Below are 24,283 nucleotides of genomic sequence, written 5' to 3'. Positions count from 1 at the left end.
GGGAGGGGCGATGACCGACATCGTCGAGCGCTACCACATCCCCGAACAGCACTTCTGGCTGCGCGGTCCCCGATCGGGCCCGCCCGTCGAGCACGACGCCACCACCGGCATATGGAACGTCCACGGCTTCGCCGAGGCGCAGGAGCTCCTCGGCGACCCCACGACCTACTCCTCCGACACCATGCGCGTGATCCCCAAGGGCCTGATGCCGGACGCCGAGGAGTTCTCGCTGGAGGGCTTCATCACCCAGCTCGACCCGCCCGAGCACGGCAAGCTGCGCAAGCTGGTGACCAGCGCCTTCACCCGCAGGGTCGTGGCGGAGCTCGAACCCAGGATCGCCGCGCTCACCGGCGAGCTGCTGGACGCGGCACGCGAGCGCGGGCGGCTGGAGCTGGTGACCGATCTGGCCTACCCGCTGCCCGTCATCGTCATCGCCGAGCTACTGGGGGTGCCCAGCAGCGACCGCGCCCTGTTCAAGAAGTGGGCAGACGCGCTGTTCGAGCGTGACGCCAAGATCTCACTCACCGAGCCGACCGAGAAGCAGGACGCGGCCCTGCGGGCCACGCTCGGACCGTGGCAGGAGATGAGCGCCTACCTGGCCGCACACGCCGCGGAACGCCGGCGTCACCCGCGGGCCGACCTGCTCACCCGGCTGGTCGAGGCCGAGGTGGACGGCGAGCGCCTGCCGGCGGAGCAGGTGGTCAACTTCGCGATCGTGCTGCTGCTGGCCGGGCACATCACCACCACGATGCTGCTCGGCAACACGGTGCTGTGCCTCGACGCCTTCCCCGAGCAGCAGAAGCGGGCCCGCGCCGACCGCGCCCTGATCCCGGCCGTCATCGAGGAGTCGCTGCGCCTGTTCACCCCGTTCGCCGCGCTGGGCCGCGCCACCACCCGCGAGACCGAGCTGGGCGGTGTGGCGATCCCGGCCGACCAGCTCATCATGGTCTGGCTCGGCTCGGCCAACAGGGACCCGCGGCAGTTCCCCGACCCGGGCGTCTTCGACCCCGGCCGCGACCCCAACCCGCATCTGGCCTTCGGCCGCGGCATCCACTTCTGCCTGGGCGCGCCGCTGGCCCGGCTGGAGGGGCGGGTCGCGCTGAACGTCCTGCTCGACCGGTTCGACGTCCTGCGCACCGACCCGGACGATCCGGTGCAGTTCATGCCCACACCGACCATGACGGGCGTGCGCCGCCTGACGCTGGCCTGACCACGCCGCCCAGCAGCACGCCCAGCGGCGGTCTGATCGCACATGGAAGCCTCCCGGTGGCGGCCGGGAGGCTTCCGGGTGATCAGCGACCGGGTCAACCGGTCCTGCGCGGGAAGTCGCGGATGGCGTTGCCCGCCCGCTCGGCGATCGACGCCAGGTGCTCGGCCAGGAGCGGCGGGTCGAGCAGGGTGTAGTCCATGGGCAGCAGGGTCAGACGGTAGGCCAGGTAGTGGGGCGCGTCCGGGTGGGTGCGCAGCCGGCAGGTGCGCTCGTCGACAGGCTCCAGCTCGCCCTGCCAGGCGGGGACCTGCTCGGCGGCCCGCTCGATCGGCGCGTGCAGGAGCACCGTGGCGCGGACGGAGCCCGCCGCGATCGCCTGCTTCACCCAGGTGAGAGCGTCGACGCCGCCGGGTAGCTCGCGGGCGGGCAGGTGGACACCGGTGCGCTGGACGTCGGTGAGACGGTCCAGGCGGAAGGAGCGCCAGGCGGAGCGCTCGGCGTCGAAGGCGACCAGATACCACAGCCGCCCCGAGGCCACCAGCCGGTGCGGCTCCACCAGGCGGCGGCTGGTCTGGCCGTTGGCCCTGGTGTAGGTGAAACGGACCCTCTCGTGGATGACGCAGGCAGCCGCGAGCGCGGCCAGGGCCTCGGCGTCGGTGGTGGGTCCCGGGGCGGGCGGCAGGATGACAGTCGCGTGTGAGAGCGAGGCCACCCGGCGGCGCAGCCGTTGCGGCAGGAGCTGCTCCAGCTTGGCCAGGGCGCGCAGCGAGGTCTCCGCCACCCCGGCGACGGCCGCGGTGGCGGCGGTGCGCAGCCCGATGGCGATGGCGACGGCCTCCTCGTCGTCCAGCAGCAGGGGTGGCATGGCCGTACCGGCGGTGAGGCGGTAGCCGCCGATGTTGCCCTGGGTGGCGTGCACGGGATAGCCGAGCTCGCGCAGCCGGTCGATGTCGCGGCGGATGGTGCGGGTGGTGACGCCGAGCCGGTCCGCCAGTTCGGTGCCGGGCCACTCTTTCGGGGTCTGCAGCAGGGACAGCAGTTGCAGCAGTCGGCCAGATGGATCGCGCATGACTTCACCCTGCCGCACTGCTAGGACATTCACTGACCTATTAGGAGTCTACTCTTCAGTCATCAAGCGAACGGCAAGGGAGAACACCATGTTGCGCGGAATGACCACCATCAGCTACTGGGCCGAGGACCACGCGGAGGCCGTCCGCTGGTACACCGAGCTGCTGGGCATGAGCCCCTACTTCGAGCGGCCCGGATACGCTGAGTTCCGCGTCGGCGACTTCCAGCACGAGCTGGGCCTGATCGACAGCCGCTACGCCCCCGAGGGCGCGGCGAGCGGCCCGGCGGGCGTGATCGTGTACTGGCACGTCGACGACGTGGCGGCCACGGTGGAGCGGCTCGTCTCGATGGGCGCGAAGGTGTACGACCCGCTCACCGAGCGCGGCCCCGGGTTCGTGACCGCCTCGGTGGTCGACCCCTTCGGCAACATCCTGGGCGTCATGTACAACGCTCACTACCTGAAGGTCGTGGAGTCGGCCCGATGAGCGCGGAGGAGGCGGTCCTCACCTTCGAGGACGCCGCTCAGTGGGAGTCCTGGCTGGCCGAGCACCACGACGGAGGGAGGGGCGTCTGGCTGAAGATTGCCAAGAAGGGGTCGGGGGCGACCTCGGTGACGCAGCCGCAGGCGCTGGCCGCCTGCCTGTGTTACGGCTGGATCGACAGCCACCGCCGCTCCTTCGACGAGAAGTTCTACCTGCAGCGATACTCGCGGCGCCGTGCCGGCAGCCCGTGGTCGCAGATGAACGTCGAGCAGGCGGAGGCGCTGATCGCCGAGGGGCGGATGCGCCCCCCGGGGTCCGCGGAGATCGCCTCCGCCCAGGTGGACGGGCGGTGGAGCGCCGCCTACCCCTCCCAGCGCAACGCCACCGCCCCGCCCGACCTGGTCGCGGCGCTGCAGGAGCGCCCCGGGGCCAGAGCCGCCTACGACCGCCTGGGCAGGACGGGCCAGTACGCCGTGATCCTGCGCCTGGCCAAGACCCGCACCCCCCGGAGCAGGGCCGCCTGCCTGGCCACGGTGATCGCAGGACTGGAGGCCTGACCCGCGGTGGGCGGTAGGTCGAGACGGCAGGCGGAACGGCCGATCACGCACGGGATCGTAACCTGTCGGGCGGGAGCGGAATTCGGTAAGGTCCTCAGGCGATGCCGCGCAGAAGGAGAACCTGGTGAAATCGAAGGTTCGCTCATACGCCCTGCTTGCCGTCCTGCCGCTGCTGCCTTTCGTCGGCCCGGTCCAGGCCGCCGAGGCCGCCGACCCGTACAACGGCCAGTCCCCCTACAAGGTGATCAACGGCCGCGCGTGCGCCACCAACGGACGGGTCGTCGCCACCCAGGAAATCGTCCGAGGTGACACCGTCTACGGCACTATCCAAGTACGGAGAAATCTGTCATGTAACACGTCATGGGCCTTCGTCAACTTCGGCGTAAAGCTCGGTGCCGGCGAGTATGGAAACGCGCTGATCCGCCGCAGCGGGCCCCATGGCACCCACAGACTCGCCTACAGCTGTGACACCGCTAATGGCAACAAGCGCGTCATAACCGGCCAGACCACCTGCTACACGCCGATGATGACTCGAAATTATTCGATGTGGGCCGAAGGCTACCTCTACCACAAGAACAGCGCGGGCTCGTGGGTCACTTACGCCTTCGGCAAGGCGGACCGCTACTTCCGCTGAGCTACTTCCGCTGAGCTACTTCCGCCGAGCCCGGGGCTCCGCGCCCCCGTCACCGGCCGCGCTCATCCGTTCGGGGCCGTGGCCTCCACCGCCGACAGCAGGAGATCGACGCCGAAGGCGTAGTAGGCGTCGATGTCGGGAGGGCCGGAGAGGGTGGTGGCGAAGGCGGCCAGGTGGGGGTAACGACCGGGGGGCAGGCGTTCCAGGTCGAGGCGGTGTTGCCGCCTGAGCTCCGCGGCCTCCTCCTCGCCGCTTCCCACGCCGCCGGGCTGGCAGGAGACCATCGCCACGGCCCCCAGGAGCAGGTAGGTGGCCACCTGGTCGGCCTGCTGGAGCGTGAACCCGGCCTCGGTGAGCAGCCCGATCGCGGTGTCGGTGGCCCGGCGGTATTCCTCGCTCGCACTCTTGTCGATCATCGGCAGCAGGGTGGACAGGTATGGGTGCGCACGGGTCTGCTCCACCAGCGCGGTGACCATCGCACGGAGACGCCGGTCCCAGGGCAGGTCCGCGTCCACGTCGGCGACGAGCGCCGCGAGCAGGCGGTCGGCGAGCGCGGAGAGCAGTCCGTCCTTGCTCTTGACATGCCAGTACAGCGCCGTCGGCACGACGCCGAGCTCGGCGGCGAGCCGGCGGATGGTGACCGCCTGGAGCCCGTCGGTGTCGGCGATCTTCACCGCCCGCTCGATGACGGCCTGACGGGTCAGTTTCTCTGGAGCCACTTGACAACCCTACGCGGCGCAGGCTCTCCTGTACAGCGTTCATGTACAACGTTCATGGACGCCGTTCAGGGGAGGTCGGCGGCCCCGCCCGGGCCGGCCGACAGTTCGGAAGGATGTTCATCAGGATGACGGTCCGCCATCCGCTGTTCGCGCGCCGCTACCCGCGCGTCAGCGATTACGAGGACGCCCACGGAGCGCTCGCACACCGCCGGGAACTGCTCGCCGGGGCCGGCGGCCGCGTCCTGGAGATCGGAGCCGGGCACGGCGCCAACTTCCGCCACTACCCACCCGCCGTGCGGCAGGTCATCGCCATCGAACCCGAGCCGCGGCTGCGCCTGCTGGCCGAACGCGCCGCCGCCCGTGCCCCCGTACCCGTACGGGTCCACCCGGGCCACGCCGAGCACCTGCCGCTGCCCGACCACTCGGTCGATGCCGTCGTGGCCTCCCAGGTGCTGTGCTCGGTCCGCGACGTCCCCCGCTGCCTGGCCGAAGCGGCCCGCGTGCTGCGCCCCGGCGGTCACCTGTACTTCTACGAGCACATCCGCTCACCGCGTCCGGATCTCGCGCGGATGCAGCGCGCCCTGGACCTGGTCTGGCCGCTGCAGGGGGCGGGCTGCCACCTCGCCCGCGACACCGAGCGGGCCATCACCGACGCGGGATTCGCCATCGACCGGACCCGGCATTTCGATTTCCTCATCGGCGGCCGCCCCGGGCCCAGCTCTCCCCGCGTGATCGGGACGGCGACGATCGGATGAGGGCGTCGGCCGCGCGCCGGACGGCTGACGCGCGCGTCACGCCGGCGCGATCCGTCCGCCTCTCCCCTGCCGCCGGTCCGGCCCCGTGCCCGCCGGGAGGACCCCGGGGGGCACGCCGTCCGGGCGCGACCGTGTCCGAGTACGGGGTCGAGCCCGACGCGTCGCCGGTGAACGCTCAGAAGACGTTGTGCTTCTGGGGCAGATCCACGACGCCCGCCGACGCCAGCACGCCGAACACGATCAGGACGGCGGCGAGGACGCCGATCAGGAGCCAGGCGACCGGGTGGCCGAGGTTGAGCGTCCACGAGGCGGAGCCGAGGCGGGCGTGCACGAGGAGGGCCGGGTCCTGGCGGTTGACGTAGACGGCGCCGCCGAGGAACCAGTGGCGGTCGTCGTCGCGCTGGCCGATCCCGGAGTCCTCCCGCTCCTCGCCGGGCAGGGCGGGCAGCCGGTGCCCGGCCTGGCCGACCTTGATCTCCCAGGCCAGCCAGCCGCCCAGCACCGCGACAAGCGGGACGTAGACGGCCACCTGCCAGATGATCCCGGGGTCGACGATCTCCCACAGCGGTAGCGCCGCGAGGAACAGGCTCAGGTTCAGGCAGGCCGCTGACAGCAGCGACATCACCGCGACGCCGCGCAGGTAGACGCGGTAGCGGCGGGCTGAGCCCCTGGGCCTGGCCGCGTCGAGGTCGGGACGGGCACGCAGCACGACCAGGACCGCGGCGAGGACGGTCAGGACGACGGCGATCTGGTAGATCACCGGCTGGAAGGCGCTCACGAGGGTCGTGGGCACCCGCTCCGTGGAGGCCGTACCGTATCCGGGAAACAGCGGCAGCGTGGCGGGCAGTCCGCCGTAGCGTGACCAGCCGGTGCCCCCGGTCAGCAGCAGAACGGCCAGGGCGGGCAGCCCCCACGGCCACGGCACGCGGACCGGGTCGGTGCGGAAGGTGGTGTCCACGGTGACGCCCTGACGCCGCCCGGCCGCCCACTCACCGGCGTGCTTGGCGGCGCGGACCCCGCGATGAGCCCGGTAGTACAGCAGCAGGTCCACGACGAGCACCGCCGTCGTGGTGACGCCGATCACGGCTGGAGACCCGGTGACCAGCAGCACGAGGATCGAGACCGCCGCGACGGCCGTGGCCGCCAGGACGACCAGGCGGGCGTAGGACCGCCGCGCCGCGATGACGGCGGGATCACCCGCCCGCTCGATGCCCACACGCACCCCGAACGGCAGTGCGGGCCTGGCCACCGCCGGCAGGGCCAGCATGAAGGACGTCACCAGTACGACGAGGATCAGGTCGGCGCCGAGCAACGGGATCACGCCGTCTCCTCGAAACCGATCAGTAGAGCCTCGCACCGGCGCAGCACATCCTGCCGGTCCATGCCGTGAACGGTGGCTTCCGCCAGCAGCACGCGCATGCGTTCCTCCCAGTCGTCGATAAAGGGTGCCTCGGGCGGGCCGGTGTCGGCATCGCGCCGCACGACCGCGCCACTCTTGCGGTTGATCCGGATGACGCCCTGCTGTCGCAGCAGGTCATAGGCCTTGTTCACGGTATGGAAGTTGACGCCGAAGTCCGCGGCGAGTTGCCGCGTGGAGGGTAGCGGGTCACCTTCCCGCGCCTGCCGTCTGGCGATCGCCTCCACGATCCGGTCCCGGATCTGTTGGTAGATCGGGACCTCGCTGTCGAGGTCAAGGGTCAGCTGCACGCCATCACTCTATCTGATATACAACTAATAGAACAGATAGCACTTGGAGAACACATCATGTTGCAGGTAGAGATTCACCAGGGAACGCTGACCGTGCACTTCGCCCCGTGGACACGGCCGTTCAGCAGGACCGGCGCGGTGAGCGTGCCGGTGGCGGCCGTCGGCGAGGCGCACCGGCTCGACCGGCCGCTCGCGGCCGCCAAGGGCAGGCACTACGGCCTGCGCTTCTCCGGCGTCCTCAAGATCGGCACCTGGACGTCCCCGACCGGCGTCAAGTGCCTGGTCGCCGCCCGGCGGGAGGTCTCCGGTCTGCGGATCGTCCTGAAGAGCCGGGTGTCGGGCCACGACGAGCTGATCCTCAGCGTTCCGGACGCCGAGCGGCTCCAGCGGCAGCTGACGGCGGTGACGGCGTGAACATCGAGGCCCGTGGCCTGACCAAGGCGTTCGGGTCGGTGAGTGCCGTCACCGACCTCAGTTTCGAGGTCGGAGCGGGCGTCGTGACCGGATTCCTGGGGCCGAACGGCGCCGGCAAGTCCACCACCATGCGGATGATGCTGGGCCTGGTCGCGGCGGACTCCGGCACCACCACGTTCGGCGGCAGGCGCTACGCCGACCTGCCCCGTCCGTCCGACGCCGTCGGCGCGGTGCTGGACAGCGCGGGCTTCCACCCCGCCCACACCGCCCGCGACCACCTGCGGGTCTACGCCCGCATGGGCCGGTACGGCGCAGGCCGGGTGAGGCAGGTCGCCGACCTGACCGGGGTGTCGGCCTTCGCCGACCGCCAGACGCGCGCCCTGTCCACCGGCATGCGGCAACGCCTCAGCCTGGCCACCGCGCTGCTCGGCGATCCCCAGGTGCTGCTGCTGGACGAACCGAGCAACGGCCTGGACCCCGAAGGCATCGCCTGGCTGCGCCGCTTCGTCCGCGACCTGGCCGCCGACGGCCGCACCATCCTCGTCTCCAGCCATGTCCTCGGCGAGATCGAGCACATGGCCGACCACGTCGTGGTGATCCGCGACGGGCGCCTGGTCGCCACCGGGCCCGTCACCGAGCTGTACGGCACGGCGGCCGTGCTGGTCCGCTCCCCGCGAGCGGACCTGTTCGCAGCCAGGCTGGCGGAGAACGGGATCCGGGTGGAGCGGCCGCGGCCGGACCTCCTGCGCGTCCTCGGTCTGAGCACCGCCGAGGTCGCCGCCGCGGCCGCCGCCCACGGCATCGTCCTGCACGAGATCACCCCTGAACGCCCCACCCTCGAACAGACCTTCCTGCACCTCACCGGAGGTTCCCGATGACCGCGCTCCTGGCAGCGGAATGGACACGTCTGACCAGCACCAGGCTCTGGCTGTGGGGAATACTCGCCGCTCTGGGCAGCGGAAGCCTCGTCGGCCTGCTCGCGCTCGTCGGCCCGGAGAACTTCACCCCTCCGATGCCCGGGCTGGACACCGCCCAGGGCACCCACATGCTGCTGGGCCTGCTCGGGTTCACCGTCTTCGCCCCCGCCCTGCTCGGCACCGTCGCGGTGTCCTCGGAGTACCGGCACCGGACCATCACCACCACGACGCTGTACGCCCCCAGGCGCTGGACCTGGCTCGCGGCCAAGCTGGTGGTCCACACCGGGGCCGGGCTCGCCTACGGCGCGCTCGCCGCGGCCGTGGCAGGCGGCGCCCTCTTCGGCGCGGCCGCGCTCAAGGGCATCGCGCTCGGCCTCCCGGCCGTCACGGTCGCGGTCCTGCTGGGCCGTATCGCCCTCACCATGGCGGTCTACACCCTGCTGGGGGTCGCCGTGGGCGCCCTCCTCCGCAACCAGGTGGCCGCCCTCGTCGTGGTCGGCGCCTACTTCTACATGATCGAGACCGTGCTGATGGTCATCCCCGGGATCAAGGTGCTCTACCCCTACCTCCCGGGCGGTGCCACCGCCGCGCTGACCGGCTTCACCTACCTGGCGGACGCCGTCGCCGACCAGACCGGCTCCTCCGCGGCCCAGCTGCTGTCCGCACCGGCGGGCGGCGCCGTACTGATCTGCTACGCCCTGGTCGCGGTCGCCGTCGCCGTCGTGGCGCCGTTGCGGCGGGACATCATGTGAGCGTCCGTGCGACCAAGGCCGCTCTGCGGCTGCACGATCAGCGCCGGGCCACCGTCGTATCAGCGCGTGGACGCGCGTCGAGCGCCCGTGGATCACGGGCCGCAGACCGGAAGGTGGCGGCGACCTGACATGTCCACTGTCCGCCAGGCGCAGTCGTAGCGGCGCCGGTCTCTCCTTGACGAAGCTTTTTCCTGCCGGTGCCGACCCCCCTGCCGGCAGGAAGAGAGCTCCTCAATGCCAATCAGAGGTAGAGCGGCACTACTCGGTGCCTCCCTCGTCGTCCCGCTTGTCGCGGCCGGCACCGGAATCGCCCACGGCGATTCGCCGGCCCCTGTCGCCAAGGTCAGCGCCGTACCGGCGGCGTCGGCCACCACCGCGCGGGTCACCCTCATCACCGGTGACCAGGTCACCGTGACCAGCCAGGCGGGCAAGACCGTCTCGGTCAACGTGACCCCGCACAACCGCTCGGCCGGAGACCTCCGCACCTTCACGGTCGGCACCGACGTGTACGTGATGCCGAAGGAGGCCGAGTCGCTCGTCGGCTCCGGCCAGGTGGACAAGCGGCTGTTCAACGTCACCCAGCTGATCGCCCAGGGCTACGACGACGCGTACAGCGAGTCGATCCCGATGATCGTGCAGTATCCGGAGAAGGCCGCCAAGAAGGCCGGTGAGCCGAGCGCGCCCGACGGTGGCCGGGTCACGCGGAGCCTGCCCGGCGTCCGCGGAGCGGCCGTCACCGCGGACAAGAAGCAGGGTGACAGGTTCTGGGAGGCCGTCGACGACGACACCGCCAAGGCCGGTACCCCCAAGACGCGGCTCTCGGGCGGCATCCAGCGACTCTGGCTGGACGGCAAGGTGAAGGCGCTGCTCGACAAGAGCGTGCCGCAGATCGGCGCCCCCGAGGCCTGGGCCGCCGGGTACGACGGCACCGGCGTCAAGGTCGCGGTGCTGGACACCGGCGTGGACCCGGCCCATCCCGACCTCGCCGACAGGATCGCCGACAGCCGTAGCTTCGTCCCGGACGAGACGGTGCAGGACGGCCACGGCCACGGCACACATGTCGCCTCCACGATCGCCGGCTCCGGCGCGGCGTCCGGCGGCAAGTACAAGGGCGTGGCGCCCGGCGCCAAGCTCCTGGTGGGCAAGGTGCTCGCCGACGAGGGCGGCGGCATGGAGTCGTGGATCCTCGACGGGATGAGCTGGGCCGCCCACTCGGGCGCGAAGGTCGTCTCGATGAGCCTCGGCGGCCAGGAGGGCGCCGACGGCACCGATCCGATGGCGATGGCGGTCAACCAGCTGACCGCCGAGACCGGCGTGCTGTTCACCATCGCCGCGGGCAACAGCGGACCGGGGGCGACCACGGTGGGCTCACCGGGCGCCGCCGACGCGGCCCTGACCGTCGGCGCGGTCGACTCCACCGACGCGGTCACCGACTTCTCCAGCCGCGGCCCGCGCGGGGGCAACGGCGCCCTCAAGCCGGAGATCACCGCCCCCGGCTTCAAGATCGTGGCCGCCCGGGCGGCCGGCACCTCGATGGGCACGCCGGTAGGCGACACCTACACCACCGCGAGCGGCACCTCCATGGCCACACCGCATGTGGCCGGCGCCGCCGCGATCCTCGCCCAGGAGCACCCGGACTGGACCGCCGCGCGGCTGAAGAGCCAGCTCATCAGCACGGCGAAGACCACGGCCGACACGCCGGTGCACTCCCAGGGCGCCGGCCGCGTCGACGTGAGCCGCGCCGTCCGGCAGCCGGTCTCCGGGCCGGGCGTGATCGACTTCGGCCTCTCGGACTGGGACTCCGGCAGCGGTCCGGTCACCAAGCAGATCGACTACGTCAACGACAGCGACCAGCCTGTCACCCTCACGCTGTCGGCCAAGGGCGCGGGCGAGAACCTGCCGGCCGGGGCGCTGAGCCTCGGCGCCGAAACGGTGACCGTGCCGGCCCACGGCACCGCCGCGGCGAGCGTCACCGTTGACACCGCCGCCACGGCGGCGGGGGCGCACGGTGCGCACGTCACCGCCACCACGGCCGACGGCCAGACGGTCGTGACGACGGCGGTCGGCTTCGTCAGGGACGTGGAGCGCTTCGACGTCACCCTCAAGGTGCTCGACCGGGACGGCAAGCCGACGACCGGCATCGCCGTCGTTCATGACTTCAGTCTGGGGAAGCTCGGTCTGCCGGAGATGCACCTGCCCGGGGAGGACGGCACCGTGGTGGCGCGGCTGCCCCGCGGCGAGCACGCCTTCATGTCGGAGATCTTCCACTACAGCGCCGACGGGAACCGCATCTGGGAGTACACCTACGGTGGCGAGCCCGGCACGCTCATCGACTCCGACCGGACCATCACGTTCGACGGCAGCAAGGCCGGCCCGGTCACCATGGACACCCCGAAGCCGAACCAGACGGACCGGATCCGGCTGGGTCTGGCCATGCGGGACACGACCAACTCGAACGTCTACGGCGTCGAGCAGTGGATGAACGGCGAGACGAAGGTCTACTCCGTCCCGTCGCAGGTCACGAGCAGCCACTTCGAGTCGCGCGTCGTGTGGTCGCTCAGCGCGCCGGAGCTGCAGGCGCAGCTCGTCGGCCACGGTGGAGGGTCGATCGAGCCGGCGTACTTCCGGGGCAGGGCCGGTTCCGCGCGCATCGACGGCACCCAGGTCCTGCGGGTGGCGGACGCCGGGCAGGACGTCCGGGGCAGGCTCGCCCTGGTGAAGCGCAGCGCCGCCGTCACGCCGCAGCAGCAGATCGACGCCGCCGCGGCGGCCGGGGCGCGCGCCGTCATCATCTACAACGACAAGCCCGAAAACTGGGGCGCCGACAACTGGGCCACGACGGAGACCAAGATCCCGGCCATGACGCTCTCGGGCGCTCAGGGCGCCCGGCTCGCGGAGCTGTCGGCCCGGGGCAGAGCCAAGATCGTGCTCACGGGCACGGCGGTGAGCCCGTACTCCTACCAGCTGATCAAGTACCGGCAGGGCGGCATCCCCGCCGACCAGCGGTACCGGGTGCGCGCGAGCGAGCTCGCCACGGTCCAGTCGACGTTCCACGCCTCGTCGCCCGGCACGGAGGCCGGGTACGCCCGAGCGATCGTCTCACCGATGCAGAGCATGGCGTACGTGGTGTTCGACCGGATGATCGCCCCGCGGCCCCTTACCGAGTTCGTCACGCCCGACGTGCGGACATGGGAGATGATGCAGGTCGGCACCGTGTGGGAGGCCGGCGGCGCCTGGCAGCAGACCGCGCCGGCGGTGCTCAAGGCCGGTCAGCGGGTGTCCCGCGACTGGAACAAGGCCGTGGTCCGTACGGCGCTGCCGAGCGGGATGGTCGGGTCGGCCGTCCGCAACGGCGACGTCGCCATAGTGTTCGGGGGCGGGTTGATCGACACGACGCCCGACCAGATGTTCGTCAACCGCGCCTTCACCGACAAGGAGAAGGCCACCGTGTACCGGAACGGTGAGCTGCTCGGCACCGCGCCGTCGGCGGCCGTCGCCTTCCCCGTGGTTCCGGAGCGCGCCACCTACCGCGTGGTGGTCGACGCGCAGCGGGACCAGCCGTGGTGGACCACCTCCACCAAGGTGAACACCGACTGGACGTTCCGCTCCGAGAAGGCCGACGCCGGGACACCGCTGCCGGTGCTGTCGGTCGACTACGACCTCGATGTCGACCAGGCCAACAGCGCCGCGGTGAAGTCCGCGACCAAGGTCGGGATCGGCCTGCGGTACCCGAAGGGCATGGCCGGCCCGCGGATCACCGAGGCGAAGCTGTGGGCCTCCTACGACGACGGCGCCACCTGGCAGGAGGTGAGGCTCGCCGCCGCCGGTGACGCGGCCTTCGCCGGCACGATCAGGAACCCCGCGTCCGCCAAGGCCGGCGGATCCGTCTCGCTGCGAGCGCAGGCCACCGACGCCGACGGCAACACCGTCCTGCAGACCGTGACCCGCGCCTACCGACTGCGGCGGTAGCCCGACGGGCCGGGGCGCCTCCATCCGCTCGGCGGACGGGGCGCCCCGGTGCCGTCCGGATCACCTCACGAGGGGATCATGCCGGACCGGGCGGCGTACCAGGCGAGCTGCATGCGGCTGTCTGTTCCGGCCAGCTTCATCAGCCGCCGGATCCTGCGTTGCACGGTGCGTTCGCTGGTGCCGAGCCGGCTGGCCACCGTCTTGTCCGGCATGCCGGACAGCAGGTATGTCAGCAGTGCCACGTCGACGTCGTCCCATGCGGGAACCCCCTCGGTCACGCTCGTGGCGGTGAGCCGCAACGGCGTCGCCGCCTGCCAGACCCGCTCGAAGAGCGCCACCAGCAGGTGGACCAGCGACTGACCCCGTGCCAGGAGGAAACCCGGATGGACGCTTGTCTGGTCGGGCAGCATCGGCAGCAGCACCGCCTCCCGGTCCACGATGATCATTTTGCTGGGCAGCTCGGCGGCGATCCTGATCTCGTACCCGTTCTTGAGGAATCTGCCGATCTCGGCGGGCGCTCGCGGATCGTCGAGGGCGGCGCGTTCGTACACGTAACGGTAGGTGGGCAGCGCGTTGGTGGAGTCGTCGAGGTTGACGTCGAGCACATACGGGGGCCGGAAGAAGGCCAGCACCTCCCGTTTGGCGCCGCGCTCCATGTTGTCGAGCCAGGTGGCGAGCTGCTCCGGCGTGGTGAGCGCCTCTATCTCACCCGCGGGCGAGGCGGCCCCGGTCCGGTAGACCTCCACCAGCTCCGCCAACCTGCCCTGAACCTGTTGCAGTGCGGCCTGCCGCTGCGCGATCAGCGTGCCGAGCCCGACGTCGGGCGGTACGACCACGTACAACCCGCTGTTGTCGCGGGTGGCCAGGCCGAGCGCGGCAAGTCGGGCCACAGCGGCTGTCACGGCCGTCACCGGCAGGTCCAGCGCCTCGGCCATGTCGGAGGCCGTCACCCGGTGACGTCGCAGGAGCTCGACGTAGACGGCCTCCTCCTGCTCGCTGATCCCCAGCCTATTCAGCATCTTTAATCACTTTCTGACCACATCGCAACATTCGTCCCGGGCTACTATGCCTCGTGCCCGGCCGCGGGGAACATCCGGGCGATCAAGGAGCGCGAGCGGGCCGTAGCGACAGGCAGGCGGGGCGGCCCGAGTGAGCGTCAAAGACGTAGTGCGCAGGTCAGCGGCCGTGCCGGCGGCCGACCCGCGCCGTACCCCCTTGACGCTTGGCTCGCCTGTCCCGGGAAGTGGTCAGCGGACGGTCACGGCCAGGGGTTCGTGGTGACGCTGTAGGCGAAGCGATACTCGAAGTCGCCGGACTTGGCCCAGGTCAGCTCCCAGCTCCTGCCCGCGACGGCGGTGATGCGGACCGAGCCCAGCTTGTCGTCGCCGACCAGGTCCTCCTCCTGCAGCTCGAGGGTGAGTTGCTCGTTCGGGGCGGCGGTGAGATTGGCCCAGTTGATGTTCTGGTCCCCCGCCGCCCGGACGTTGCTGCCGGGCGGGCAGGCGGCCCTGCTGGAGTCGAAGACGATGCAGTCGTTCTGCGCGGTGCTGATACCCGGATACTGGCTGGGCCAGACCAGGCCGTTGCCGCTGCGGAGCATGTAGAGCTCGTCGTGGCCGGATTCGGAGATGTCGGCGGCATACAGGCTGATGAGGCGGATGAGCAGTTCACCGGAGCTGCGGTGGGCGCTGGCGGGGGCCGCCTGCATCAGCGGCAGCACCAGCAGGAGCCCTGTAACGGCGGCGGTTCGGCGCCATAAGTTCGTCATGCCCTCAGAGTGATCCGCCTCACTTGGAAATCGTTTGGAGCACAGTTGTGCCGTCCCCTGCTGCCGGCGGCCGCCTTGCTGTCGGAACGACAGGGACACCGTGAACCCCTGAGCGCCTCCACCCGTCTCAGGGACATGAGAGGAATCTGGCTGGTGGCCGTGCTCGTGACGCTCGCCGCCTGCGGGACCGAGTCCGCGGCGACCGCTCCCTCGACTCCCTCGGCTGCCCCGACGCGGTACCAGGCCGACGGGACCGTACTCGCCAACGCGGAGCACGGTCCCCAGCTCTGCGCCGCCGTCGCCACCTCCCTGCCGCCCCAGTGCGGCGGGCCCGACATCGTCGGGTGGGACTGGAACGCGGTCGAGCACTCCGCCCGGAACGGCGTGCGCTGGGGCGAATACCACGTGGTCGGCACCTGGGACGGCGGAAGGCTCACGCTCACCGAGCCCCCGCGCCCCGCCAGGCGCCACGATGTCCCAGGCGACAAGCCCGACTTCAGCACACCGTGCCCGAAGCCCGCGGGCGGCTGGCGCCCGGTCGACCCGGCGAAGGCCACCCAGGAGGCGATGGCGGCCGCGATCGCCAGGGCCGAGCAGCTCCCCGGATACGCCGGCAGCTGGCTGGACCAGGGCTACCTCGAGGAGATCGACGGTTTCGACCCCGACGACCCTCGATCGGTGGAGCGGCACGCCAACGACGCGGGGCGGCTGGTGCTGAACCTGCGCTTCACCGGCGACCCGGCCGTCCACGAGCCCGCGATCCGCGAGGTCTGGGGCGGTGCGCTGTGCCTGAGCCGGGCCCAGCGCACCACGGCGGAGCTGCGGGCACTCCAGGAGAGGGCGCAGGAGGAGATCAAGGGCGCGACCTCCGTCTGGGCGGACGGACGGGCGGGCTACGTCAAGGTCGGGGTCTGGGTCGTCACCCCGGAGCTCCAGCGCGAGGTCGACGCCAAGTACGGCAAGGGCCTGGTGGTCCTCGAAGGCTTCCTCAGGCCGGTAGGTCCGTGACCCCGCAGCGGCGGCTCCATGTCCGCGGCCCGGCCCACGACGACGGACCGTCGAGGCGCGCCGGAGCCGGCGTGGTGGCCGCGGCGCGGCTGTTCCGCGCCGAGCCGCGCCTGAGCCCGGAAGCAGCCGGGGCGGCCTGACGCCCTGGACGACCCTCGAAGGGCCGCAGGCGCCGGTGGTCACCCGGACAGGTCCGTGTCCCACCTGCCGTCAACGGCCGCCCCACCGCTACCGGTCCCCTAGAGGATGTCGAGCCCGATGCCGCCGATGCCGATGAGGCCACCCACCCCAACGCCGTGGCCGATCCCGCTGCCGGAGCTTTCGTAGTAGCCGCCGCCACCACCGTAGTAGCCGCCACCGAACAGATCGCTGATGGGGTCGGACGGGGTCGCTGCTGCGTGGGCCGAGCCGGCGGCTGCGGGCATGGCCAGGATGGCGCCGACGCCGATCAGTGCGGCGGCGATCGTGGTGCGGGTCATCGCGGTACTCCTTTGAGCAGGGGCATGCCGCCTGTTGCGGACCGCCCTCTCCGGTCACTACACGCTCCATCTGACTACCGAGAGTGAGCGAGTCCAAGCATGGGACCATCCAGGCGTGTCCCCCCAAGCCGGATAATCCTCCAACCGGAGACCCCGATGGTGGTGCGGAAGCTGTCACGCCCTGGCCCGCCTCGAAGGGGCCGGGGCCGGCGCGGACTCCGCGGGCGTGCGGCCGGCGTGGCGGCGCGCGGCGGCCAGGTGGCAGAGCAGGGCCAGTGCGGTGACGCCCGCGGCAGGCAGCCCCAGGTCGGCGGGAGCGATGGCGAACGACTCCTGCGCCAGCCCGCCAAGACCGCCGCCGAGGGCGACTCCGACGTGGATGGCCGAGGAGTTGAGACCGAGCAGGACGGGCGCGGCGGCGGGGCTGAGGGCGATGAGCCGGTGTTGCTGCGGGACCACGATGACGCCGATGGTCACGCCCCAGATCCCGGCCCACGCCAGGGCGGGCGCGAGGGCGCCGGTCGCCGTCGGGGCGACGGCCAGGGCGAGGGTCGCGACGACGAGGGCCACGGTGACGACGCGGGTGGGGCTGTGCCGGTCGACCAGCCGTCCGGCGGCGATGTTGCCGGCCAGGGTGCCGGCTCCCCAGGCCAGCAGGATGACGGTGAGCAGTGACTCGGAGCCGCCGGTCGCGCCCCGCAGGGCCGGGCCGATGTAGGTGTAGACGATGTAGGCACCGAGGAAGACCAGGGCCGTGACGGCCAGAAGACCCAGGACGCGGCCCTGCTTGAGCGGACGCAACCGGTCGGTCAGCGAGGCGGCGGGGAGCGTCACCTTCGGCAGGGCGGCGGCGATCCCGGCGGCCGCGATGAGACCGATCCCGGCGACGACCCACAGGGTGAGGTGCCAGTCGGTCCGGCCGATCAGTGTGCCGAGGGGAAGGCCCAGCGCGGTCGCCAGGGTCAGGCCGCCCAGGACGAAGGCCAGCGCTGTGCCGCGGCGTTCGGCGGGCGCGACGGCCGCCGCGGTGCTGGAGGCGACGGAGGTGATGATGCCGGCGCCGATCGCGGTGACGACGCGGGCGGTCATCACCGCCCCGTAGCCGGTGCTCAGGGCGGTGATGACGTTGCCGACCACGAACACGCCCAACGCGATCAGCAGCGCGGAACGCCGGTCGAGTCCGCTGGTGATCGCCCCCATGACGGGTGCCGACACCGCGAGGACCAGGGCGAACACCGTCACCAGCTGGCCGGCGGCGGGCATGGAGACCTCAAGGTCGGCGGCGATGGAGGAGAGCAGGCCCGCGATCACATAGCCGTCGGTTCCGACGGCGAAGGTGGCCAGGGCGAGGGGAAGGAGCCGTCTCAACACGGCGGTAACCGCCTTTCCACAGGAGCACTCGGCAGTAGATCGAGCGGCAGTCTAGGAAACATATGGATGATTGTCCATGTATCCATAGTTTGGATAGGATGCGAGCACACGGAAGACGGGATGCGGCGATGCGTGAGGTGGCACAACCGGCGACCGAGGCGATCCGGCTGACGGAGGTGCTGCGGGCGCTGGCGGATCCAGTACGGCTGGAGCTCGTCCAGCGGCTCGACCGGATGGGGCAGGACAGCTGCACCGCGCTCGGCGACCAGATCGACGTTCACCAGACGACGCTGTCGCACCACTACCGGGTGCTACGCGAGGCGGGCGTGACATGGACCACCGTGCAGGGCCGGTCCAGGCTGGTGCGGTTGCGCCGCGACGATCTCGACGCGCTGTTCCCCGGCCTGCTCGACTCCGTGCTGACCGGACGCATGCGCGAGACCGCGACCACCGGCGAGACACCCTGAGCAACGGGGCACTCCCCCGTCGGCACGCCGGCCGACCGGCGACCCCGACAGCCGCCTCCGGCGGGCTCAGCGGTCATGGCGGACAGCCGCCCGGGCGGCGCTCGGCCTCAGCCGGCGCCGGCCCATGGACCGGCCGGCGCACCGGCGATCATCGTGACGCCTGGATGCGGCCCGGGCGGGCGAGGCGGCGCCTGCGCCAGATCGGATACGCGATCGCGGTCAGCACGGTCAGCAGCGGCGCGGGATGGCCGAGACGGGAGGCGAGCAGGTAGTCGAGCAGGGGCACGGCGATGATGAAGGAGACCAGCAGGCCAGGTGGCGCCGGCGGTTTCGGCGGCGTGCCGGTCCAGGGGGTGCGCCTCCAGGGTTTGGCCACCGAGAGCCAGCACTGAAAGGCGATGGCCGAGGCCATCAGGACCGTACCGGCCGCAAGCGCCGCGGAGTCGGCCTGCCCGCCGTCGGCCAGCGCGGTGAGCCGAGGACTGAGCAGGAAGATCGCGACACAGATCTGGATCATGGTGATGGCGAACTTGACCAGCACCCACCAGTACTGGAAGTAGCCCCACCGGGTCAGCGGCGCCAGCATGAGTCCGGTGAAGGCCGATGCGTTGGCCAGGTGCACCAGCACCTCGGCGTCAAGCACTTCGGCCATCCCATAGGCGCGGGGGTCGCCGGCGGTCATGCCGTGGACCAGCAGAGCGAACAGTGCGAGCGCCTGGCTCATCCAGCCCACCGACGTCACCACGTGCAGGCAGACCAGAAGGTTTCGCGCGTGTCGACCCATGGCGCCGAGTGTATACGTAGGCAAGCTACATGTAGGTCATCTATCTATAACGGTGCGTCGACAACGCGTTCGTCCAGCTTCGGGGAGCCGGCCGGGTCCGCCGTCGCGCCGGTGCCGTGCTCCCCCGCGATGTCAGCCGACGGCGGGATGGGCGTGGTACTCCTCGTCGGTGACGAGCGCGCCCCACTCGGTCTCGGGTACGTCCGCCTCGCCGGTGCCCTCCCACATGGCCAGGTGGGCCATGAAGTGGTCGGGGGCCGCGCCGTGCCAGTGCCACTCCCCGGGCGGGGTGCGGACGGTGTCGCCGGGCCGCATCACGACGACCTCGCCGCCGCGGGACTGCACCAGGCCGATGCCCTCGGTGACGTGCAGGGTCTGCCCGACGGCGTGCCGGTGCCAGGCGGTGCGCGAGCAGGGGGCGAAGCGCACGACGTTGACCCGCATCCGCGACGGCTCGGTGCCGGCGTGGATGACGTCGAACCAGACGTCGCCGGTGAACCATTCGGCCGGGCCCTTGCCGGTGGGGCGTTTCGGCAGGACTTCCATGTTCGGTCTCCTCAGTAGCTGATCCACGGTTGGTCGTCCGGCGGACGCCGAGCCCGGGGGCAGGCGCCCGCACTCCGTTGTCGAGCGTGATGAGCGGGCTGTCGAGTGTGATGAGCGGGCTGGATCCGGTCACGGTTGAGCTTTTCAACCGCGGGAGCCGCGGTTTCAGCGCTCGATCATCTGCATCTGCTCCTCGTTGTGGTGCTCGCCGGCGGCCGGGGGGAGGTTGTCGAGCTTGCCGATCCGCTCGGCGGTCAGCTCGATGCCGTCGGCGGCGATGTTCTCCTCGACACGCGCGACCCGCTTGGTGCCGGGGATCGGGACGATGTGCTCGCCCTTCGCCAGCAGCCAGGCCAGGGCCACCTGCGCCGGCGTGGCGCCCACCTCGGTGGCGACGGCCTGGACCTCGTCGGCGAGGCGCAGGTTGCGCCGGAAGTTCTCCCCGGTGAAGCGCGGGTTGGTCTTGCGCCAGTCGGTGTCGTCGAACTGCTCGGGAGAGCGGATCGCGCCGGTGAGGAAGCCGTGGCCCAGCGGCGAGTACGGCACGAACCCGATACCCAGCTCGCGCAGCACCGGCAGCACCCGCTCCTCCACGTCCCGGGTCCACAGGGAGTACTCCGACTGCACGGCGGTGACCGGGTGGACGGCGTGGGCGCGGCGGATCGTGTCCGGTCCGGCCTCCGACAGGCCGATGTGGCGGACCTTACCCTGTTCGACCAGTTCGGCCAGGGCGCCGACGGTGTCCTCGATGGGGACGTTCGGGTCGACGCGGTGCTGGTAGTACAGGTCGATGCGGTCGGTGCCGAGGCGCTTGAGCGACCCTTCGACGGCGGTGCGGATGTTGGCCGGACTGCTGTCGAGGTGTCCGGGGCCGCCGTGCGCGTGCGAGATCATGCCGAACTTGGTCGCCAGCACGACCTGGTCCCGGTGGCCCTTCAGAGCCCGGCCGACAAGTTCCTCGTTGGCGTACGGCCCGTAGATCTCGGCGGTGTCGAGGAAGGTGACGCCCAACTCCAGCGCGCGACGGATGGTGCGGACGGACTCGGCGTCATCGGTGCCCGCGCCGGTGTAGCCGAAGGACATGCCCATCGTGCCCAGGCCGATGCGGGAGACGTCCAGATCTCTCAGGGTGGTGTGTTTCATGGTCACCTCTCGGGAACGAGTTTGATCGTCGCTGCGCGCGCCTCGGAGTTGACGACGCCGCCGATGATGTCCGCGCCGTAGCGACGGTACTTGGTGCGGTAGACCTCGTCGATCTGGTCGTGGACGGCGGGATCGGCGGGATCGGCGTCGGCGAAGGTGACGTCCCGCTGGAGACCGCCGGCCGAGATGCGGCCTCCGTGGCCGGTCCGGGTGCCGCGGTACCAGGCGCCGGAGCGCCCGTTCATGGAACGGACGTAGAGGTCGTCCCCAACGCGGACGGCCCACATCGTCACGGGCCGGCGCAGCGTACCGTCGTCTCGCCGGGAGGCGAGGTCCAGTTCTTCTGCGTCGCCGATCGCGGCCAGTTCGTCGCTGGTCCAGGCGGCCATCACAGGCATCTCCTTGGTCGTGTCACGGTCTGGGCTGGATGAGGACCTCCTACGTGGGCCGGCACGGCGCCGGCGGCGCCGTAGACCAGAGTCGTTCGCATGGGAGCCTCCCGCTTTCCGTGGTCGCCGTCTTCCGTGGTCGCCGTCTTCCGTGGTCGCCGTCTTCCGTGGTCGCCGTCGGACCTACCCGCGGCCGGTCGGAACTGGACGACCGGCACGCCTGGCGGAGGTCTGTTGTCGGTAAAATCGCCTGAGCGCCAACGCGTTCGGCCACAACGGCCCGGCCGGCTCGGAATCCTTCACCGCCCCTCTCAGAGGCGTCGCCTCCGGCTACACCCGCCGCCGCTTCTCCTTCAACTGGTCCTGTCCTGAGCCAACTGGTCCGATCCCGAGCACGACCGGCTGGCCGCCACGGTCCACCGCGCGGCCACGGCGTCCTGAGGCACTCACCGGTGGCCACCCCACCGGCCTGCCCGGCGCGGGCGCGTTCTACCTGGCCGCATCCTCTCCGCCGTGTGCCTCCTACGGCCACGCCCGACGGGCCAGGACACAGGGCCCGAGCAACTGACCGCCCCTGAAGGGGCGCGCGGCACGCACCCGTGAATCGACCAGAGCGGCACGGTGAAGGCGGACGTCGCCATCGCCCGGAAAAACGGTCACGATCACCGGTCACGCCAGTAGTGATCACGGAAAATCCGGCGGATACTGCTGATCATTCGTCTCGGGCGGTCTGATCCCGTGCCGGCTCAGCCGAGGTCGTCGCTCGAGGTGGCGTCTCGGGCCATACGCACGTTTGGCAGTTTTCCTTGCCAGAGCTCTCGCTCGCCTGTGGCCTTGAATCCATGGCGTCGGTAGAAGCGGATCGCGCGCTCGTTGTAGTCGGTGACCCACAGGCGCATAGGTGTGTTCCCCGCCCAGGTGAGGAACTCACCCATCAGCCGACCTCCGATGCCTCGGCCCTGGGCCTCCTCCAGCAGATACATCGGCCCGAGAGTGACCACCTCGTCCCGGCGGCCGCAGAGGAAACCTACGATCTCCGTCCCGGAGCGGACGACACGGCAGAACAGCAGATCCGGCTGCCGTCTCGCCGCCTCGATGAACTCCCGCCACCGGGCGATTCCCTCCTCTGTGGCAGAAGAGCCACGGTGCTCACGGATCCAGTTCTCATCGATCCCCGCGTCCTCGCGGGGATACGTCTGCAGCCAGGCCCTCAACTGCAGCGGGCCCAGAGACGCGGCGTCGTCGGCACGGGGAGCTTCGATCACATGGGTCATGGGGACCATCCTCGACGATGCTCCCCGAGCGTCTCACGCGATTCTTGCGGTCTCGTCGCCGCAGGTCACAGCTCTGACCCTGGAGCAGTTCCGTTGAGACGGAACAGATCACTTCCGGATTCCGCCGAGGACGAGGGCCGGGGCGGGCGATGTCGCCGATCCGACCGGGGCTGAGCGTGACATGTTGCAGGGTGCGCCGCGTCCCGTCGGGCAGCCGGTCGCGGGCCGATGATCGAATCGCTTCCGTGATCTGGTGCTCGCCGCTCGCCGCTCGCTGGGCACTGGTTCACTACTCCGTGGTACCGTGTAGCAGTACTCGGTACTACAAAGTACCAAGAGACCGAAGAGGACCCACGATGGACGACCTGACGGAGATGCTGAAGGGCACGCTTGAGGGCTGCGTGCTTGAAATCATCGGCAGCGAGGAGACCTACGGGTACGCCATCACGCGTCGGCTGAACGGACTCGGCTTCGCCGACGTCGTCGAGGGGACGGTTTACACCATCCTGCTGCGGCTGGAGAAGAACGGGCTCGTCCAGGCGACGAAACGACCGTCCGGGCTGGGCCCGCCGCGCAAGTTCTATGTGCTCAACGATGCGGGGCGCGAAGAACTCGCAAGGTTCTGGGCCAAATGGGAGTACATCACATCACGGATCGACAAGCTCAAGGAGGGCGGGAGATGAACTTCTGGGAGACCATGACAGGCAGCGATCTCACCAGGGAATGGAAGGCGTTCGAAGCCCGGGCCAAGGAATTGCCGGCCGACTACCGGGCGGCGTGGGAAGAGATCAAGGGCCGTCTTTCTCCCTACGCGGACTTCACAGGTCGAAACCTGATGCCGATTCTCGACAATGCTCTGGGGCTGCTCGAAGAGACAGCGTCCGATGGGCAGAGCATTCACGAGGTGCTGGGTGACGACATCGAGGGCTTCTGCGCGGCGCTGGCCGGCGGAGAAGGAGCTCGGAACCATCGCGACCGGTGGCGCGAGCAGTTGAACAGAAACGTCGCAAAGAAATTGGGCAGGCTAGGAGGCTGACGTGGGCATCCAGGACATCATCGAAGGCAAGAAGCAGTGGCGGGCGCACATGGCGCGGATCAAGGCGCTCCCGCCGGACTATCAGATCGTCTACAAGGAGATTCAGAAATACATCTTCAAGGTTGGACCGATCGACCTGCTTGACGGGTCCCTGCTCTCAGGGATCCTCGATTTCTTCGAGGAGGGCGCCGCGGCCGGCAAGGGAGTCCTGGAACTCATCGGCAATGACGTCGCCGCCTTCTGCGACGACCTGATGAAGGACTCGCGCACCTACGCGGACATCTATCAGGAGTCCATCAGCGGGAGACCCGGCACGGCCGAGAAGTAACACCCGTCGACCGGTGCCGGCGGAGTTCTTCGACGGGTGAGCCGGAGGAGAACATCGGGCCCCTGACTGTCGACAGCCCGCTTGCCGCTGCGCGCGCCGAGTTGCGCCGGTTGCCTCCCGCCGAAGCCGCCGTCGCGGCCGCTCGCGGCGCTCGGCCGGTGGACACCCGCCCGCACTTCCAGCGGCCGGCCGACGGTGAGATCCGGGCGCGATCGTCATCGAACGCACTCATCTGAAATGGCGTCTCGACCCTGCCAACCTGGCCCGCACCCCTGAGGCGACCTGCCACGACGCCGGCGAGGACCACTCGCATGCCTTCTGCGAGTAGGCGCCGTCCACTTGGGCGTCCTCCTGCCGAACATGTCCCCGGCCCCAAGGAGGCTTTTCATCCCCTGGCGGCAAGGTGCCGGTCACAGCATGATCGCGAGCTGGCGTTCGCCTTACGAAGCAAGAAACCCCTGGTAGACGGATTGATCACCACAACCAGATCCGTCACAACCAGGGGC

At 70.5% G+C, this 24,283-nt stretch carries 27 protein-coding genes; 14 read left to right on the top strand and 13 right to left on the bottom strand.

From position 1 onward, the window contains the following. Positions 1-10 precede the first annotated feature (10 nt). Complete coding sequence (locus ACWDS7_RS19150; RefSeq protein WP_451930353.1) at positions 11-1,210, top strand: cytochrome P450; 1,200 nt, start codon at positions 11-13, stop codon at positions 1,208-1,210. Between the two features lie 94 nt (positions 1,211-1,304). Here the strand turns inward: ACWDS7_RS19150 and ACWDS7_RS19145 are convergent, their stop codons facing one another. After that, positions 1,305-2,279: a helix-turn-helix transcriptional regulator gene (locus tag ACWDS7_RS19145; RefSeq protein WP_451930352.1), complete on the bottom strand. Its 975-nt coding sequence runs from the start codon at positions 2,277-2,279 to the stop codon at positions 1,305-1,307. Positions 2,280-2,367: 88 nt separating this feature from the next. On the opposite strand from ACWDS7_RS19145, the gene ACWDS7_RS19140 reads away from it, so the two are divergent. The 3 genes from ACWDS7_RS19140 (at position 2,368) to ACWDS7_RS19130 (ending at position 3,951) form a co-directional block, all read left to right on the top strand. Further along, a complete protein-coding gene (locus ACWDS7_RS19140; protein WP_306873164.1) occupies positions 2,368-2,763 on the top strand; it encodes a VOC family protein in 396 nt (131 codons plus the stop codon). Then, entirely contained in the window at positions 2,760-3,317 is a 558-nt protein-coding gene (locus ACWDS7_RS19135) for a YdeI/OmpD-associated family protein (protein WP_451930351.1), read from the top strand. The genes ACWDS7_RS19140 and ACWDS7_RS19135 overlap by 4 nt, the downstream gene beginning before the upstream one ends. Before the next feature lie 124 nt (positions 3,318-3,441). Then, the gene (locus ACWDS7_RS19130; RefSeq protein WP_451930350.1) at positions 3,442-3,951 is read left to right on the top strand and encodes a DUF2690 domain-containing protein; all 510 of its coding nucleotides are present in this window, start codon (positions 3,442-3,444) and stop codon (positions 3,949-3,951) included. Between the two features lie 62 nt (positions 3,952-4,013). Here ACWDS7_RS19130 and ACWDS7_RS19125 read toward each other — a convergent pair whose 3' ends face one another. Next, positions 4,014-4,670: a TetR/AcrR family transcriptional regulator gene (locus ACWDS7_RS19125; protein ID WP_451930349.1), complete on the bottom strand. Its 657-nt coding sequence runs from the start codon at positions 4,668-4,670 to the stop codon at positions 4,014-4,016. 113 nt (positions 4,671-4,783) lie between these two features. Here ACWDS7_RS19125 and ACWDS7_RS19120 point away from each other — a divergent pair, with 113 nt between their 5' ends. Further along, entirely contained in the window at positions 4,784-5,425 is a 642-nt protein-coding gene (locus ACWDS7_RS19120) for a class I SAM-dependent methyltransferase (protein ID WP_451930348.1), read from the top strand. 175 nt (positions 5,426-5,600) lie between these two features. On the opposite strand, the gene ACWDS7_RS19115 is transcribed toward ACWDS7_RS19120, so the two are convergent. Both ACWDS7_RS19115 and ACWDS7_RS19110 read right to left on the bottom strand, forming a co-directional pair. Further along, a complete protein-coding gene (locus ACWDS7_RS19115; RefSeq protein ID WP_451930347.1) occupies positions 5,601-6,746 on the bottom strand; it encodes a DUF1648 domain-containing protein in 1,146 nt (381 codons plus the stop codon). Continuing rightward, on the bottom strand, positions 6,743-7,132 hold the full coding sequence (locus ACWDS7_RS19110; protein WP_306873181.1) for a GntR family transcriptional regulator: 390 nt from the start codon (positions 7,130-7,132) through the stop codon (positions 6,743-6,745). The genes ACWDS7_RS19115 and ACWDS7_RS19110 overlap by 4 nt, the downstream gene beginning before the upstream one ends. A gap of 57 nt (positions 7,133-7,189) precedes the next feature. Here ACWDS7_RS19110 and ACWDS7_RS19105 point away from each other — a divergent pair, with 57 nt between their 5' ends. The 4 genes from ACWDS7_RS19105 (at position 7,190) to ACWDS7_RS19090 (ending at position 13,184) form a co-directional block, all read left to right on the top strand. After that, on the top strand, positions 7,190-7,546 hold the full coding sequence (locus ACWDS7_RS19105; protein WP_451930346.1) for a hypothetical protein: 357 nt from the start codon (positions 7,190-7,192) through the stop codon (positions 7,544-7,546). Then, positions 7,543-8,424: an ABC transporter ATP-binding protein gene (locus ACWDS7_RS19100; protein ID WP_451930345.1), complete on the top strand. Its 882-nt coding sequence runs from the start codon at positions 7,543-7,545 to the stop codon at positions 8,422-8,424. Before ACWDS7_RS19105 ends, ACWDS7_RS19100 begins: the two co-directional genes overlap by 4 nt. Then, complete coding sequence (locus ACWDS7_RS19095; RefSeq protein WP_451930344.1) at positions 8,421-9,215, top strand: ABC transporter permease; 795 nt, start codon at positions 8,421-8,423, stop codon at positions 9,213-9,215. Before ACWDS7_RS19100 ends, ACWDS7_RS19095 begins: the two co-directional genes overlap by 4 nt. Positions 9,216-9,449: 234 nt before the next feature. Next, a complete protein-coding gene (locus tag ACWDS7_RS19090; RefSeq protein WP_451930343.1) occupies positions 9,450-13,184 on the top strand; it encodes a S8 family peptidase in 3,735 nt (1,244 codons plus the stop codon). Positions 13,185-13,249: 65 nt separating this feature from the next. Here the strand turns inward: ACWDS7_RS19090 and ACWDS7_RS19085 are convergent, their stop codons facing one another. Together ACWDS7_RS19085 and ACWDS7_RS19080 are read right to left on the bottom strand one after the other, a co-directional pair. Next, a complete protein-coding gene (locus ACWDS7_RS19085; protein ID WP_451930342.1) occupies positions 13,250-14,203 on the bottom strand; it encodes a helix-turn-helix domain-containing protein in 954 nt (317 codons plus the stop codon). A gap of 239 nt (positions 14,204-14,442) precedes the next feature. Then, entirely contained in the window at positions 14,443-14,952 is a 510-nt protein-coding gene (locus ACWDS7_RS19080) for a hypothetical protein (protein WP_451930341.1), read from the bottom strand. A gap of 135 nt (positions 14,953-15,087) precedes the next feature. Here ACWDS7_RS19080 and ACWDS7_RS19075 point away from each other — a divergent pair, with 135 nt between their 5' ends. Next, the gene (locus ACWDS7_RS19075) at positions 15,088-15,960 is read left to right on the top strand and encodes a hypothetical protein (RefSeq protein ID WP_451930340.1); all 873 of its coding nucleotides are present in this window, start codon (positions 15,088-15,090) and stop codon (positions 15,958-15,960) included. Between the two features lie 239 nt (positions 15,961-16,199). On the opposite strand, the gene ACWDS7_RS19070 is transcribed toward ACWDS7_RS19075, so the two are convergent. Next, positions 16,200-16,439: a hypothetical protein gene (locus ACWDS7_RS19070; protein WP_451930339.1), complete on the bottom strand. Its 240-nt coding sequence runs from the start codon at positions 16,437-16,439 to the stop codon at positions 16,200-16,202. A 174-nt stretch (positions 16,440-16,613) separates the two neighbouring features. Then, positions 16,614-17,810, bottom strand: coding sequence for an MFS transporter (locus tag ACWDS7_RS19065; RefSeq protein ID WP_451930338.1), 1,197 nt, complete (start codon positions 17,808-17,810; stop codon positions 16,614-16,616). Between the two features lie 128 nt (positions 17,811-17,938). Here ACWDS7_RS19065 and ACWDS7_RS19060 point away from each other — a divergent pair, with 128 nt between their 5' ends. Next, on the top strand, positions 17,939-18,277 hold the full coding sequence (locus tag ACWDS7_RS19060; RefSeq protein WP_451930337.1) for an ArsR/SmtB family transcription factor: 339 nt from the start codon (positions 17,939-17,941) through the stop codon (positions 18,275-18,277). Positions 18,278-18,425: 148 nt separating this feature from the next. On the opposite strand, the gene ACWDS7_RS19055 is transcribed toward ACWDS7_RS19060, so the two are convergent. The 5 genes from ACWDS7_RS19055 to ACWDS7_RS19035 all read right to left on the bottom strand — a co-directional run bounded on the left by ACWDS7_RS19055 (position 18,426) and on the right by ACWDS7_RS19035 (position 22,413). Beyond that, positions 18,426-19,061, bottom strand: coding sequence for a hypothetical protein (locus ACWDS7_RS19055; RefSeq protein WP_451930336.1), 636 nt, complete (start codon positions 19,059-19,061; stop codon positions 18,426-18,428). Positions 19,062-19,193: 132 nt separating this feature from the next. After that, positions 19,194-19,607: a (R)-mandelonitrile lyase gene (locus ACWDS7_RS19050; RefSeq protein ID WP_451930335.1), complete on the bottom strand. Its 414-nt coding sequence runs from the start codon at positions 19,605-19,607 to the stop codon at positions 19,194-19,196. 165 nt (positions 19,608-19,772) lie between these two features. After that, on the bottom strand, positions 19,773-20,750 hold the full coding sequence (locus ACWDS7_RS19045) for an aldo/keto reductase (RefSeq protein WP_451930334.1): 978 nt from the start codon (positions 20,748-20,750) through the stop codon (positions 19,773-19,775). A 2-nt stretch (positions 20,751-20,752) separates the two neighbouring features. Beyond that, positions 20,753-21,139 carry a DUF2255 family protein gene (locus ACWDS7_RS19040; protein ID WP_451930333.1) on the bottom strand — a complete coding sequence of 129 codons (387 nt, stop codon included), beginning with the start codon at positions 21,137-21,139 and terminating at the stop codon, positions 20,753-20,755. 746 nt (positions 21,140-21,885) lie between these two features. Continuing rightward, positions 21,886-22,413 carry a GNAT family N-acetyltransferase gene (locus tag ACWDS7_RS19035; protein ID WP_451930332.1) on the bottom strand — a complete coding sequence of 176 codons (528 nt, stop codon included), beginning with the start codon at positions 22,411-22,413 and terminating at the stop codon, positions 21,886-21,888. A 356-nt stretch (positions 22,414-22,769) separates the two neighbouring features. Between ACWDS7_RS19035 and ACWDS7_RS19030 the strand changes: the two genes are divergently transcribed. Genes ACWDS7_RS19030 through ACWDS7_RS19020 form a run of 3 tightly spaced genes read left to right on the top strand, consistent with a single transcriptional unit; the run spans position 22,770 to position 23,777 of the window. Next, positions 22,770-23,096 (top strand): PadR family transcriptional regulator, encoded by a 327-nt coding sequence (locus tag ACWDS7_RS19030; RefSeq protein WP_306873220.1) that lies wholly within the window; start codon positions 22,770-22,772, stop codon positions 23,094-23,096. Continuing rightward, positions 23,093-23,449 carry a DUF1048 domain-containing protein gene (locus ACWDS7_RS19025; protein ID WP_451930331.1) on the top strand — a complete coding sequence of 119 codons (357 nt, stop codon included), beginning with the start codon at positions 23,093-23,095 and terminating at the stop codon, positions 23,447-23,449. The genes ACWDS7_RS19030 and ACWDS7_RS19025 overlap by 4 nt, the downstream gene beginning before the upstream one ends. A 1-nt stretch (position 23,450) precedes the next feature. Continuing rightward, positions 23,451-23,777, top strand: a complete 327-nt coding sequence (locus ACWDS7_RS19020; RefSeq protein WP_451930330.1) for a DUF1048 domain-containing protein — start codon at positions 23,451-23,453, stop codon at positions 23,775-23,777. Positions 23,778-24,283 lie beyond the last annotated feature (506 nt).

The organism is Streptosporangium sp. NPDC003464, assembly GCF_053588315.1.
The sequence above is the reverse complement of the archived record's forward strand: the minus strand, read 5'-3'. Positions and strand labels throughout refer to the sequence as shown.

Bases quoted from the DNA above. Each gene is read 5' to 3' on its own strand.
- ACWDS7_RS19095 (WP_451930344.1), top strand. From the start codon at position 8,421: ATGACCGCGCTCCTGGCAGCGGAATGGACACGTCTGACCAGCACCAGG.
- ACWDS7_RS19120 (WP_451930348.1), top strand. From the start codon at position 4,784: ATGTTCATCAGGATGACGGTCCGCCATCCGCTGTTCGCGCGCCGCTAC.
- ACWDS7_RS19040 (WP_451930333.1), bottom strand. From the start codon at position 21,139: ATGGCCGCCTGGACCAGCGACGAACTGGCCGCGATCGGCGACGCAGAA.
- ACWDS7_RS19035 (WP_451930332.1), bottom strand. From the start codon at position 22,413: ATGACCCATGTGATCGAAGCTCCCCGTGCCGACGACGCCGCGTCTCTG.
- ACWDS7_RS19085 (WP_451930342.1), bottom strand. From the start codon at position 14,203: ATGCTGAATAGGCTGGGGATCAGCGAGCAGGAGGAGGCCGTCTACGTC.
- ACWDS7_RS19045 (WP_451930334.1), bottom strand. From the start codon at position 20,750: ATGAAACACACCACCCTGAGAGATCTGGACGTCTCCCGCATCGGCCTG.
- ACWDS7_RS19060 (WP_451930337.1), top strand. From the start codon at position 17,939: ATGCGTGAGGTGGCACAACCGGCGACCGAGGCGATCCGGCTGACGGAG.
- ACWDS7_RS19140 (WP_306873164.1), top strand. From the start codon at position 2,368: ATGTTGCGCGGAATGACCACCATCAGCTACTGGGCCGAGGACCACGCG.
- ACWDS7_RS19105 (WP_451930346.1), top strand. From the start codon at position 7,190: ATGTTGCAGGTAGAGATTCACCAGGGAACGCTGACCGTGCACTTCGCC.
- ACWDS7_RS19055 (WP_451930336.1), bottom strand. From the start codon at position 19,061: ATGGGTCGACACGCGCGAAACCTTCTGGTCTGCCTGCACGTGGTGACG.
- ACWDS7_RS19030 (WP_306873220.1), top strand. From the start codon at position 22,770: ATGGACGACCTGACGGAGATGCTGAAGGGCACGCTTGAGGGCTGCGTG.
- ACWDS7_RS19150 (WP_451930353.1), top strand. From the start codon at position 11: ATGACCGACATCGTCGAGCGCTACCACATCCCCGAACAGCACTTCTGG.
- ACWDS7_RS19050 (WP_451930335.1), bottom strand. From the start codon at position 19,607: ATGGAAGTCCTGCCGAAACGCCCCACCGGCAAGGGCCCGGCCGAATGG.
- ACWDS7_RS19075 (WP_451930340.1), top strand. From the start codon at position 15,088: ATGAGAGGAATCTGGCTGGTGGCCGTGCTCGTGACGCTCGCCGCCTGC.
- ACWDS7_RS19070 (WP_451930339.1), bottom strand. From the start codon at position 16,439: ATGACCCGCACCACGATCGCCGCCGCACTGATCGGCGTCGGCGCCATC.
- ACWDS7_RS19135 (WP_451930351.1), top strand. From the start codon at position 2,760: ATGAGCGCGGAGGAGGCGGTCCTCACCTTCGAGGACGCCGCTCAGTGG.
- ACWDS7_RS19145 (WP_451930352.1), bottom strand. From the start codon at position 2,279: ATGCGCGATCCATCTGGCCGACTGCTGCAACTGCTGTCCCTGCTGCAG.
- ACWDS7_RS19080 (WP_451930341.1), bottom strand. From the start codon at position 14,952: ATGACGAACTTATGGCGCCGAACCGCCGCCGTTACAGGGCTCCTGCTG.
- ACWDS7_RS19025 (WP_451930331.1), top strand. From the start codon at position 23,093: ATGAACTTCTGGGAGACCATGACAGGCAGCGATCTCACCAGGGAATGG.
- ACWDS7_RS19090 (WP_451930343.1), top strand. From the start codon at position 9,450: ATGCCAATCAGAGGTAGAGCGGCACTACTCGGTGCCTCCCTCGTCGTC.